Annotated in this window: 9 protein-coding genes; 4 read left to right on the plus strand and 5 right to left on the minus strand. The window is 47.8% G+C overall.

Annotated elements, in window-relative coordinates; all coding sequences use genetic code 11:
• Positions 1 to 42 precede the first annotated feature (42 nt).
• The 3 genes from gyrB to VFC92_04845 all read right to left on the minus strand — a co-directional run bounded on the left by gyrB (position 43) and on the right by VFC92_04845 (position 7,019).
• On the minus strand, positions 43 to 2,004 hold the full coding sequence (gyrB, locus tag VFC92_04835) for a DNA topoisomerase (ATP-hydrolyzing) subunit B (GenBank protein HZK07503.1): 1,962 nt from the start codon (positions 2,002 to 2,004) through the stop codon (positions 43 to 45).
• Positions 2,005 to 2,149: 145 nt separating this feature from the next.
• Positions 2,150 to 3,832, minus strand: coding sequence for a hypothetical protein (locus VFC92_04840; protein HZK07504.1), 1,683 nt, complete (start codon positions 3,830 to 3,832; stop codon positions 2,150 to 2,152).
• A gap of 112 nt (positions 3,833 to 3,944) precedes the next feature.
• Complete coding sequence (locus tag VFC92_04845) at positions 3,945 to 7,019, minus strand: tetratricopeptide repeat protein (protein ID HZK07505.1); 3,075 nt, start codon at positions 7,017 to 7,019, stop codon at positions 3,945 to 3,947.
• Positions 7,020 to 7,399: 380 nt separating this feature from the next.
• Between VFC92_04845 and VFC92_04850 the strand changes: the two genes are divergently transcribed.
• Positions 7,400 to 8,668 carry an aspartate kinase gene (locus VFC92_04850; GenBank protein ID HZK07506.1) on the plus strand — a complete coding sequence of 423 codons (1,269 nt, stop codon included), beginning with the start codon at positions 7,400 to 7,402 and terminating at the stop codon, positions 8,666 to 8,668.
• A gap of 310 nt (positions 8,669 to 8,978) precedes the next feature.
• Here VFC92_04850 and VFC92_04855 read toward each other — a convergent pair whose 3' ends face one another.
• Together VFC92_04855 and mazG are read right to left on the minus strand one after the other, a co-directional pair.
• Complete coding sequence (locus VFC92_04855) at positions 8,979 to 9,824, minus strand: phosphatase PAP2 family protein (protein ID HZK07507.1); 846 nt, start codon at positions 9,822 to 9,824, stop codon at positions 8,979 to 8,981.
• Positions 9,825 to 9,953: 129 nt separating this feature from the next.
• On the minus strand, positions 9,954 to 10,730 hold the full coding sequence (gene mazG, locus VFC92_04860; protein HZK07508.1) for a nucleoside triphosphate pyrophosphohydrolase: 777 nt from the start codon (positions 10,728 to 10,730) through the stop codon (positions 9,954 to 9,956).
• 342 nt (positions 10,731 to 11,072) lie between these two features.
• On the opposite strand from mazG, the gene VFC92_04865 reads away from it, so the two are divergent.
• From VFC92_04865 to VFC92_04875, 3 genes are read left to right on the plus strand one after another with little or no spacing between them, the layout of a single operon-like run.
• Positions 11,073 to 12,293: a cysteine desulfurase gene (locus VFC92_04865; protein HZK07509.1), complete on the plus strand. Its 1,221-nt coding sequence runs from the start codon at positions 11,073 to 11,075 to the stop codon at positions 12,291 to 12,293.
• A 51-nt stretch (positions 12,294 to 12,344) separates the two neighbouring features.
• Positions 12,345 to 12,797 (plus strand): SufE family protein, encoded by a 453-nt coding sequence (locus tag VFC92_04870; GenBank protein HZK07510.1) that lies wholly within the window; start codon positions 12,345 to 12,347, stop codon positions 12,795 to 12,797.
• Complete coding sequence (locus VFC92_04875; GenBank protein HZK07511.1) at positions 12,784 to 13,101, plus strand: iron-sulfur cluster assembly protein; 318 nt, start codon at positions 12,784 to 12,786, stop codon at positions 13,099 to 13,101. The genes VFC92_04870 and VFC92_04875 overlap by 14 nt, the downstream gene beginning before the upstream one ends.
• The last annotated feature ends 34 nt before the right edge of the window (positions 13,102 to 13,135 follow it).

The raw sequence follows: 13,135 nt of genomic DNA on the forward strand, positions 1-13,135 counted from the left end.
TGGTAGTGCCTGTCTTTTAAATATGAATAGATACTTGCCGTATTAGACGTCGATCTTGGCGTAACGTGCGTTCCTTTCGATAAAGTCGCGTCGTGGCGGCACTTCATCGCCCATGAGCATCGAAAATATACGATCGGCCTCTGTGCTGTTTTCGATGGTAACCTGTCGCAGTGTTCTGGTTGAAGGATCCATTGTGGTGTCCCAGAGTTGTTCGGCGTTCATCTCTCCCAGGCCTTTGTAGCGTTGTATGTGTATTCCTTTTCCTTCGCCATCGGTTGACCATTCCTTTATGGTGTTTAAGCGATCCTCTTCGCTCCACGAGTAGCGCTCCTCTTTGTTCTTGCGGAGCAGATAGAGCGGCGGAGTAGCAATGTACACATATCCGTTCTCGATAAGCTCTTTCATATATCTGAAAAAGAAGGTAAGGATCAGGGTGGCAATGTGGCTTCCGTCCACGTCGGCATCCGTCATGATAATTACTTTGTGATAGCGCAGTTTGTCAAGATTTAGCGCTTTGCTGTCCTCCTCGGTGCCGATAGAAATACCCAGTGCCGTAAAAATATTCTTGATCTCATCGCTATCAAAAACCCTATGCTGCATAGCCTTTTCCACATTCAGGATTTTTCCTCTCAAAGGCAGGATAGCCTGGAATTTCCGATCGCGGCCTTGTTTGGCTGTGCCACCGGCTGAGTCGCCCTCAACCAGATAAATTTCGCACAACGCCGGGTCGCTCTCAGAGCAGTCGGAAAGTTTGCCTGGCAAACCGGTGGAAGAAAGTACGCTTTTACGCTGCACCAGTTCACGTGCCTTGCGGGCAGCATGGCGTGCCGTGGCAGCGAGTATCACCTTGTTGACGATGGTGCGCGCTTCACGCGGATTTTCTTCGAGATAATGGCTCAGCGATTCACTCACCATCATATCTACTGCACCCATCGCATCGCTGTTTCCCAGCTTGGTTTTGGTTTGTCCTTCAAACTGTGGCTCGGCTACTTTCATAGAAATGATGGCTGTAAGGCCTTCACGGAAGTCGTCGCCGCTGATGTCGAATTTCAGTTTTGCCAGCATGCCCGATTTGTCGGCGTAGGATTTGAGTGTGCGGGTTAGCCCGCGGCGGAATCCGGCCAGGTGGGTGCCTCCTTCATGGGTACTAATGTTGTTGACGTAGCTATGCAGATTTTCTGAAAAAGAAGTATTGTACTGCATGGCTATTTCGATAGGCATATTATTTTTCACACCTTCGATGCTGATAGGATTGGGCATAAGTGGTTCCCGCGTAACGTCGAGGTAATCGATAAAATCGGCCAGCCCACGCAAGGAGACAAAGGAGTCGGTTGGATAATTTCCTTCTTCATCGGTTGAACGTTCGTCGGTAAGGGTAAGGGTGATGCCTTTATTCAGAAATGCCAGTTCACGCAAACGTGAAGCAAGAATGTCATATTCGTAGGTAGTGACGGTAAAAATGGTGTCGTCGGGTATAAAAGTGATGCGTGTGCCTGAAAGCTCAGTGGTGCCAACTACTTCCACATCTTTTTGTGGAACGCCCTTGTGGTATTCCTGTCTAAAAACTTTCCCATCGCGGTATACTGTTGCTACCAAAATGTTGGAGAGTGCGTTTACACACGAAACGCCAACACCGTGCAAACCTCCTGAAACTTTGTAGCTGCCTTTGTCGAATTTACCACCTGCGTGCAGCACCGTCATTACAACCTCAAGTGCCGAGCGGTTTTCTTTTTCGTGAAGGTCAGTGGGGATGCCACGTCCGTTGTCGATAACGGTGACGGAATTGTCGATATGGATAATCACTTCTATTTTGTCGCACCAGCCGGCCAGCGCCTCGTCGATGGAGTTGTCGATTACTTCGTAAACAAGATGGTGTAGGCCTCGGGTACTCAAGTCGCCGATGTACATTGCCGGACGCTTACGCACGGCTTCAAGTCCTTCGAGAACCTGAATTTTATCTGCTGAATAATTCTGTGAAGACAAGCTTTTTTCTTCTATTGTCATAATTAATGAATTGGAAAAATGATCTAAAAATTCATGCAAAGGTAAATAATATCCTGCTAATAGTCACTAAATTACGTGCTGCGGTACAGCTTTTTATTAACAATTTGAGGCAAGGTTTCCTGCCAATATCTTTCACTCTTTTTTATCAGAACGAAAAGGTGAATCCACCCATCACATTGATGCGTTGCGATGGATATTGGTAGTAACGATAATAGCGTGTAGAGGTCAGGTTGTTGAGTTGAACAAAGACTGCTATCTTTTCGCTAAAGCGATATTCTGCACCAAGATTTACGTCGACGTAAGCTTTATTATGGTCGACGATGAGCGTCTTGTTTTTAAGCACCTGCACATACGTTTTCGAGTTGTAAAAGACTTCGCCGCTCAGCGCCAGCTTCTCCCCAACGTTGTAATGTGCCAGTAGCGCAACTTCCAGCGCGGGTTTGTGCCAGGCTTTGGCCTGGGTGGCTGGCTTGTAGTCGTGATAAGCGCCACATAGCAGCAAATCGAAACGGGCGCCTTGTGTATAACCCGCTTCAAGGCTTACCGTTGTAACTTTTGTGTCGTCGTAAATGCCTGTGAATTTATTGCCAAAATTAACAGCTACCTCCGGACTGTATGCGCTGGTAAAATCATTGTTGTAATAAAGCATGTTGTCGATGGAAGCATACGAAACGCTGAAGTTGTAATTGAAAAGCTGGTCTATTTTTCCTGTCACACCTCCTCTTATGTCGAAGCTGGTGCTTGTAAAACCAAGCGGAAACAAAGGATCGGCCCAGGGATTTTCGTTAATAATTTCTTTAAAACTATTGCGATGCAAGCCACCACTTACCGCAGCATAAAATGTTAGGAAGTCAGGTATCACTTGGTAATCGGCGCGGATGTCGGGGTAAACATAAAATTTTGATGCCGAATCTGCTGCCAGCGCTCCTGTTACACCCAGGCGCAGTTGCAGATAACCCATGTGCAGCCGAATGTAGGGCGTGAGCGACGTGGCCAGTGCATTGCCGGCGATGAGGCTATCGGCATTGTGATAATAATCCAGCGTTAGGTCGATGCCCAGCTCCTGACTTTTAACGAAGTTCAGAAATTGGGTTTGTGAGTTGAAGTTGGCTTTGGTACCGATGTTCAGCTCGCTGGTTTCGTTCAGATTATTAAGATGATAAAAATGCACGTCTGCATCAAAGTTCTTATTGCCGCCGCGACGTTTGATGGTGCCCAGCGAAAAATCGCCACCTACCATCGAGTAGCGTTGGCGCAGCTCATCGTCAGCAATCGGATGCAGGGTATCATCGCTGGGTTGGAATCCATAATAATGAACCACATCGTGTTGGTAATCCAATTTCCCATTGATGACGAGCTTGCGCAGATAGCGCGAAGCGTAAATGCTCACATTGTTGTGGCTGAAGCCGCTGGTGGCGACATCGTCGATGTTGCCTGCCGACGACAGATGCCGCGCATGAAAACCGATGGCGTATTTGCCGGAGTTCAGGCTGTTGGTAAAAAGTTCGAAAGAAGGCGTGGTATAATTCCCAAAGCCGGCACGCAAAAAGTTGCGGTGCAACTGGTGCGGGACGTTGATGTCGATGAGCGCAGGCTTTACCGGCGTAATTTCAAAACCGGTGGCAGCCACCCGGCTGGTGATGCTGTAACTCATCGGCGGTAATGCTATCGTGGTATCGGGCATCACTGGTTGGGCATTTATTTTTACGGCGTCGCTGATGCTGGGCTGATAAGGAGCAATAATGGTTACTTCCTGGTTTTGTGCCTGAACCATCACTACTGCCAGAAACAATACTATTATTAATAAAAAATGCCTTGAACTTTTCATTAAAACAATGCTATGATGTTCTGAATTTGTTTTTTGCAATTTATTGGGCATTTGGAAATTGTGTATTGAAATTTTGTTTTAAAATAATATCAACTTTCGCGGCAGCAGCTAATTAGCGGCGTCTGTTTTTGCGGGGATTGGTATTCTCAGGCGTTGTGTCGTTGGCAGGTGCGGCACCGTCTATCTGACGCAGCTTTTGGGCTGCCAAGTCGCGCAGGTCCTGGCCTGGGTAGTTGTCGATGATGCTTTGCAGGGTTTGCCGCGCCTGAAACTCGTTGTCGGTGGCCGCATAGATTTCGGCAAGCATGATAAAGCCTTTTGCTTTCCAGTATTCCTGCGCCGGATAATCGTTGGAGAGTTCAAAAATAAGATTTTCCGCTTTCGCTAAATTTTTCTGTTGGAACTGTATTTCAGCCAAAAGGTATTTGGCCTCGGCGCCTCTTGCTCCATCAGAAAGGGCTACAGTTTTTTCAAGCGCCGGAGTAGCGGTTTGTAAATCATTATTTTTCCATGCATTCACACCAATAATATAATTGGCTTCGGGCAGCAGGGGCGGGTCTATGTTTTCGAGCTGCAAGAGCCGGCGCGCTGCCTGCATGGCGTCAGCAGTTTGTTGCAGTGCGTGGTATGCCCGCATTTGTCCGGCCAGCGCAGTGGTTACGTTGGCGGGGTTGTCGGCCATGTTTTCGAGCTGCTGATAATTTTCTAAAGCTGCTTCTGTATTGCCGGCTTCGTCGTTGAGTATTGCGGCCTGCACGAGCGCATGTTCGGTGTAGCGCGACTTGGGCGCTTGCGCGATGCGCATATAATCTCCGAGCGCTGCCTCCCGGTTTGCAAGTTTCATGTTGCACTCCGCACGGTAGTAGCTGGCATTGATCATAAATGCGCCGTTGGGAAATTCATCAAGATAAGTGTCCAGCGCCTTCACAGCATTCTCACAGCGGCCGCTCCTGTAAAGGTTTTCGGCGTTGATCCACGTCAGCGAATCCTGTTCACTCGCCGTTACGCTGGCAAAAGGAACCGTTTCGGCATATTTAAAATAAGAGGCGATTTCGTTTTTATCCATGTAAATGTTGCGGATGGTTGCCAAAGACTCACGTGCCTCATCGGTACCCTGATAATCCTTTACCAGTTTTTTAAGAATTTGAATCGCCTCATCGTAGTGGTTTTGGTTGTAATGCACCAGCGCACTTCGCTGCATCGATTTTACCACGTAGCTACTGTTCGGGAATTTCCTGATCAAATCATCGAAACGTGTCAGTGCCTCGTCATTGTTGTTTGTCAACAGATACGTTTCGGCCATTTCGTAATAGGCGTCGTCCTGGAAGTTGGAGGCGGGATATTTCTGAATAAGTTGGTTCAGCGTTGAGAGTTTTGCCTGGTCATTGCCCAGTGCTCCCTGCGAAAGCGCCTTCTGAAACATGGCATAATCAGCATTGCGCGAACGCTTCTCCAAAGCCAGATCGTATTGTTCGATGGCAGGGCGGTAGTTTTTGGTGACAAAATAACAATCGCCCATCCGCATTAGCGCATCCGAAACATATTCTTCGCTGCTTTTTCCGGGGCGGTTTACAAATTGTCTGAAAGCCGCCAGTGCATTGTCATAATGTTTAAGATTAAAATAGGAATAACCCAGTTGGTAGCGTGCCAACGGATAGAGGTCGAGGCGGGCTGAGCCGGGTGCAGTCATAAAGTCTTCGTAATGCTCGATGGCTGTACTATATTGCTGGCGCTGGTAATAGGTTTCGGCCATCCAGTATTTGGCGCGGGTGGTGAGGTCGCGGTTGTAAGTGTTGGCCAGCGATTTTCTGAAATTGGCCAGTGCTTCCTCCCAGCGGCCGGCGTTGAAGTTTTGTACCGCCAGTTGATACGTGATACGCTGATACGCCGTTTTCAGTACATTATTTTTGGTGTGCATGCGCTCGATGGCGTTGATGGCGGCCTGGTAATCTTTGGTCGATAAAAAGAGGTTTGTGAGATAATCCATTGCTTCGTCGGTGCGCGGAGAGTCGGGGTAGTCGTTGACGTACTGCATGAGTGCCTCCAGCGAGTTGCCGAAAGGATCGTAAGCCAGCTCGTAGCTTAGTTTGGCGTAATTAAAAAGAGCATCTTCTTTTATTTTCTCATCGCCGTTCAGTTGCCAGGCATTATAAAAAGCACTTTGTGCAAACTGTTGTTTGTCGGTTTTCAGATAGCTGTCGGCAAGGTGGTAATAGGCATTTTGCGAAAGCGCATCTTTTGGGCCGGCCACTTTTTCAAATTTGGCCACAGCCTCCTGATATTTTCCGGTTTGGTACAGCGCAAAAGCTATCTGGTATTGCTCTTCGCGCGAAAGCGTGCGACGGATGTTTTTGTCGTACATCCCAAAATATTCGAGTGCCTGAGCATAATCACCTTTTTGATAAAAAGCTTCGGCTACCACCCGTGCAGCTTCGGCTTGCTTTTTTTTGTCCCTGGTGGCCCATACCAGATCTGGCCCGGCGGAGACTATCGCATCAAAATCTTTTCGGACATAATTGATTTGTAAAAGATAAAAAGGCACCTCTGCGCCAATCTCCGAATTTTTGTCCACTTTGCTAAAATACTTCAGCGCTTCGTCGTAATCCTGCTGCAGATAAGCAATCTGTGCGTAGTAATAGTTAGCGCCCTGCTGGTAATCAGAAGGTGTATTTAAAACCGGGAAAAGTACCTCACGAGCTTTTTCGTAGTTGTCGGTTTGCAGATAGCTGTAGCCTAATTTGTAAAGATATTCGGGCAGCACCTTGGGCGTAAGGTGATAAGGCTCTACCTTTTCAAACTCATCTATGGCTTGCTTGTAGCGACGGCCATCGTAGGTGATAAATCCAAGATGCAGCCGTGCCAGATTCGTTTTCGTATGGGCGTCGTAGCGCAACAGAAAATCCTCGAACTCTTGCCGTGCCTCCGGATGATCGAGCTTGTAGTCGGCCAGCGCGATATAGTAGGCGGCGTCCATGCGCATCAACTCTTCATTGGGAGGAAGTTGGTCGATCAGCGTTAGGAAAACCTCGCGAGCTGCGCCGTACTGTTTATTGGCCACAAGGTCGGTGGCCATGCGGTAGGTAGCTTCGGGTGGTTCGTAATAGCGGGTTTGCTGCGCCGCCGGTATTAAATACAAAAAAACAAGCAGGAGTAAAAAGCCTGCTTTTCTCGTTATGCGAATGTTCATGCTGATTTCTATTCTGGTGGTTTTCGTCATTTGGCCTGAAAAAGCTTACATGCAAACGATGCTTTGAAGCACTTATTTTAACACCCTTCCGGGCATTTTCGTTTGCTCCGGGAATCATATTTTAAAAATCATCTTTTCATACTCAAGTCAATTGATTTGGGATAAGATTTCTATTTCCTGAACTTATCCTGATATTGGAACGGGGCTTTTGTTACTTAATCTTTCTGGAGTAAAGACTCCCGGTCGGGTGGCTCCAAGATTAAAATCTAACCTCTTTAATTGTCTTCCACCTGCCGCCTGCTTGCTGAGAACCGCCGACTATTTTCCCCTTCTCCCTCGCCAATCTTCATTATTTTTGCTTTTTCTTTTTTTTCAAACACATGAAGATTTTCAAATTTGGCGGGGCTTCCGTCAATAGCGCAGAAGCAGTAAGGAACGCAGGCTCTATCCTTCGCCGGGAGTGGCAGCAGGAGTTGGTGGTAGTATTTTCGGCCATGGGCAAAACCACGAACATGCTTGAGGAGGTTGTAAATGCTGCCTGGCAAAAGACGGGCAATACAGATCAATGCATTAGCAAGGTAAAAGATTATCATACACAAATTATCAACGATCTGTTCCCCGCTGATCATGCGGTACATCACCTCCTGGATGGGTTTTTGCTCAATCTTTCGGCAGTAGCTGCGGACACCTCTTATAGCTACGACGAGTTTTACGATCGTGTGGTGCCTTTCGGCGAATTGATTTCCACAGCTATTCTAAGCGTTTGGTTCGATGATCAAGACCTTCCCAACATTCTCCTTCCAGGGCCATCACTTCTAAAAACCGACAATCATTTTCGCGACGCTGCCATTCTCTGGCCTCAGACCTGTGAACGCATTCAAACGCGTATTCGCACTGTTCTGGCCGACAATCCCGGGCATTTTATTCTCACGCAGGGTTTTATCGCCAGCACCACCGATGGCCGTCCTACTACGCTGGGGCGCGAAGGCAGCGACTTTTCAGCCGCCGTGCTGGCCTATTGTCTCGATGCCGAAGAAGTTATTGTGTGGAAAGATGTGGATGGTTTGTTGAATGCCGATCCGGTTTATTTCGCCACCACCCGGCTCATTCCGGAGCTGTCGTACCGCGAAACAATAGAGCTTGCCTATTATGGCGCCAAAATTCTGCATCCCAAAACCATCAAGCCGCTGCATAACAAGAACATCCCGTTGCACATACGGTCGTTCTTTCATCCGGAGATGCCCGGCTCCGTCATCCATGCCAGCGAACATGCCGATACGCTTATCCCTTTTTTTATCCTTAAAAAAGATCAGCTGTTGCTTTCGTTCTCCACACGCGATTTTTCTTTTATTAATGAAGAAAAGCTAAAAATACTTTTTGGAGTTTTTTCTGATCACAACATTCGCATCAACCTGATGCAAAATTCGGCCATCAGTTTCACGGTGTGTATCAATCATCCACATCATAAGCTACAGACACTGCTCGAGGAACTTAGCGAGGCCTTTGAGATACGTTACAACGAGGGCCTGGAGCTGCTCACCATCCGCCACTTCGAAAGTGTTGATTTGCAAACTTATGTTTCGGGGTGTAGTGTTTTGCTCGAACAGCGAAGCCGGCGAACGTTGCAGATAGCTTATCAGCGGGAATAAGCACTGATCAGTTGCATTATTTTTTGCGTTTGGATTTTTCAAAAAAGTAGACTCTCGTTCAGCTTAGGCTTTGCCTAAGTTGTATCTATTTCCGTAGGCTGTGCCTACCTTTTTTAATTCATCTAAAAAAGACAGCAGCAGGCAGAGCCTGCGGAAATAGCAATGACGAGGCTTAGCCTCGTCCAAACACCTGGCTGGTCATGATTAAGTGATGAGGTTTTCTTTACCATGCTATCCCGCGTTATCTTCGGAGCCACGAACCCATATCAGAACCCTGCGCACTGCTCTATGCGCCCTGCGCCCTTTCGTTTTACTTAAAAGTATAGCTTAGCGTAACGCCCGTAAATCCGCTGCTGCTAAACGGTGTAACGGTTATCTTCTGTTGCTCGTAGTTGTTGTAAACCAATCTTCCGACGGCGTAGCCCAATGCTGCTCCGGCAAATACATCGCTGGCCCAGTGGCGGTCGTCGTAGGTGCGCGAGATAGCTACCAGCGAGGCCAGCGAAAAAGCGGTGATGCCTACCCAGCGGCGCTCGTGATAGTAAGCGCTGAGAACAGTAGCTGCTGCAAAAACCACCGAAGAATGTCCGGATGGAAAAGAGTTGTCGCGCCAGTCGCCCAATGGCCCTTGCCAGTTCATGGGATCGGCCGGATCGCCTTCATCGGGGCGCTCTCGCTGAAACAAGCCCTTCAGCAGCAATGTGTAGCCGCCCGTCAGCAACACAGCCTTGCCGGTGAGCAGGGCAGCCGTTTCGGTGTGGTTGTCGTTGGCTGCTACACCATATATATACATGCCTCCCAGCAGCCCTGCCAGATACCATTTTCCCAACGGTTCGAGCGCGTATTTAGAAATGTCGTCCTGGGTGGCGGTGTGGTTGCGCAGATAAAAATCGTGGATGGCTTTGTCCTGTGTAAAAAGCACCAGTGTGGCGCCTGTAAAAGCTGCAAAGCCGAGCCATTGCTTGCCGTCCCAACCCACAGGAGCGATGGCAATATTGGCAGCATCGGTTGCGTACGACAGCAGATACTCCTTGTTGATGTGTAGCTCTGGCAACGAATCCTGCGCAGCCATTGGCCTGACCAACAGCAAAAAAACCATCAGCGTAAGCGCCAATCGTTGCATGTTGAAGATAGTCCTATGCTTTGGGTTGGTCATCGGGAAGGACTGTTTTATTTTTTTAAATTTTAAAACTCATTGAAGTTCACAAGAAGAGTCCCTTTTGAAATTTGTTTTTTTGGGATTTATTTGGGATTTGATCATTGTGATTTGTTATTTCTCTTCTTATTATTTCCCTTCTTTTTCTTTGGCTTCGTTCCACAAGGCATCCATCTGCTCCAGCGAAAGCTCGTGCATTTCCTTGTCGTTTTTATGTGCCTGCGCTTCGATGTAGTTGAAACGGCTCATAAACTTCCGGTTGGTGCGCTCCAATGCATCTTCGGGATTAACACCAATAAAACGTGCATAATTTACCAACGAAAACAAAAGGTCGCCAAATTCTTTCTCCATGGCGGCAGTGTCGCCGCGTGCCACTTCCTGTTGCAGCTCTTCTACTTCTTCGTTCACTTTTTCCCATACCTGTGCGGTTTCTTTCCAGTCGAAGCCCACACCGCGGGCCTTCTCCTGCATCCTGAAAGCCTTCACCATGGCAGGCAGCGAGCTGGGCACGCCACCCAACACCGTTTTGCGGCCTTTCTCTTTCAGCTTTATCTTCTCCCAGTTGTTTTTCACATCTTCGTCATCTGCTACACTTACATCGGCATAAATATGCGGATGCCGTGATGTGAGCTTTTTGGAGATGCCATCGAGCACATCTTTAATGTCGAAGGCTCCGGTTTCGGAACCTATCTTAGCATAAAACACCAGGTGCAACATCAGGTCGCCAAGTTCCTGGCAGATTTCTTTTGGCTTATTTTCCAGAATAGCGTCGGAAAGCTCGTAAGTTTCTTCGATGGTGAGATAGCGCAAGCTCTCGAACGTTTGTTTCCTGTCCCAGGGGCAGCCGGCGCGTAGCTCGTCCATTATGGTGAGCAAACGCCCGAAGGCAGCCAGTTTTTCATCCATGATTATCAGTTTATTTTGTCCGAATTAATAAAGTGGCAAAGATAGGTCTGATATTTTTATGATGCAGCGCTGGGGCGCAAAAGGTTCATTAAATGCTACTTTTGTCGATCTTATAAATATGTCGTAGGCCTGGTGGAAAATGTAAAACATCCTTTTTAATATTTTGATACTAAGCCAGTGGCATGGGAGTTTTCATGGAAATGACCAATATCGCTGTCTGGATGAAGCCCTCATCTGCCGGCAGCCTAACAATCGGCGACATTTGCTGTTTAGAGGGTGATGATTAAAACAAATAATAAAGTTGAAAACCTTTCTGTGGAAGGGATTAAAAAAATAAGTCACGTGAATTTTGATGTAGAAAAAATACGCAAAGATTTTCCGCTTCTGGAGCGCACCGTTTACAACAAGCCACTTGTTTATTTGGACAATGCCGCCACCAACCAAAAGCCGCGGCAGGTGCTGCAGCGTTTGGCGGATTATTACGAAAACGAAAACAGCAACATCCATCGTGGCACCCACAAATTGAGCATACAGGCCACCACTGCCTACGAACAGGCCCGGCAAACTGTTGCTCAGTTTATCAATGCACCCGCACCCGAGCAAATAATTTTCACCAAAGGCACCACCGAATCCATCAATCTGGTGGCGACAACTTTCGGAGAGCGTTTCATCAAGGCCGGCGACGAAGTGTTGATTACTCACATGGAGCATCATAGCAACATAGTGCCGTGGCAACTCATGTGCGACCGTTACGGAGCTACACTGCGGGTAGCCGATATTACCGATGCCGGCGTTCTGGATATGGAAGATTTTAAGCGTAAGCTTAATAAAAAAACCAAGCTCGTGGCTTTTGCGCATGTTTCCAATACGTTGGGAACCATCAATCCTGCGCAGGAGCTAGTGAAGCTGGCGCATGATGTCGGCGCCCGCGTGCTCATCGACGGGGCACAGGCAGTGGCGCATTTGCCGGTAGATGTGCAGGCACTCGATTGCGATTTTTACTGCTTCTCGGCACACAAGATTTACGGTCCGATGGGCAACGGCGTGCTTTTTGGCAAACAGGAAATCTTGCAGGAATTGCCGCCCTATCAGGGTGGTGGTGAAATGATTAGTCAGGTCACTTTTGAGAAAACAACTTTTAACGAGTTGCCTTTCCGCTTTGAGGCCGGAACACCCAACGTGTCGGGGGCGCTCGGACTGGAAGCTGCCCTGCAATATTTGGAATCTGTTGGACCGGAGGCGATGCATCGTTATGAAAACGAACTGCTGCACTACGCCACCGAAAAGCTTAGCACCATCCCCGGATTGATTATCTATGGCAATTCTCCTGAAAAAACCGGTGTTGTCACCTTTAATCTTGCCGGAATACATTCTTACGATATGGGCACGCTTCTCGACAAGTTTGGCATCGCGGTGCGCACCGGCCACATGTGTACGCAGCCGCTCATCGACTTTTACGGTGTGCCGGGTTTTATTCGGGCTTCCTTTGCGATGTACAACACCCGTCAGGAAGTGGATGCACTCACCGAGGCCATCATGCGCAGCCGCGAGATGCTGCTGTAGCTTTGGCTTTATTTTTTTGTATTAATAATTAAGATAAAACAACAAGAACGAATGGAATCTATCAGTGAAAAGGCAAACCAGATCGTTGACGAATTTGAAATCTACGACGATTGGCTCGACAAGTACAATTATCTTATCGAAATGGGCAGAGATCTTCCGGTGATTGATGAGAAATACAAGGTGAAGCAAAATCTAATCTCCGGATGTCAGAGCAGTGTGTGGCTGCAAGGTGAGTACCGCGACGGGCATATTTATTTTTCTGCCGACAGCGACGCCGTGATTACCAAAGGAATTGTAAACCTGCTCATCAGGGTGCTTTCGGGGCAAACTCCGCAGGCCATCATCGATGCAGATTTAGATTTTATTGATAAAATAGGTTTAAAAGAACATCTTTCGCCCACCCGTTCCAACGGATTGGTGTCGATGATAAAACAAATGAAACTTTATGCCCTTGCATTCAAAACCAAATACGAATTAAAACCCGAAAACGATGGACAGCAATAATGATAAGTCATTGCGCGAAGCAGTAATAGAAGCACTGGAATCAGTTTATGATCCCGAAATCCCTGTTAATATCTTCGCACTGGGATTGGTTTACGAAGTAAAGGTTGACGATGGCAAAGTGCACGTGCTGATGACGCTCACCTCGCCCAACTGCCCGGTGGCAGAGTCGTTGCCGATGGAGGTAAAACAAAAAATAGAAGAGCTCGAAGATGTCATCGAAGCCGATGTAGAGATCACTTTCGACCCGCCCTGGGACGAAGATATGATGTCGGACGAAGCCTTGCTGGAACTGGGATTATTGTAGTTTTGCCCGTGGACGATAAAATATTCCAGACATT

Source organism: Bacteroidales bacterium (assembly GCA_035647615.1).
Lineage (GTDB): Bacteria > Bacteroidota > Bacteroidia > Bacteroidales > 4484-276 > SABY01.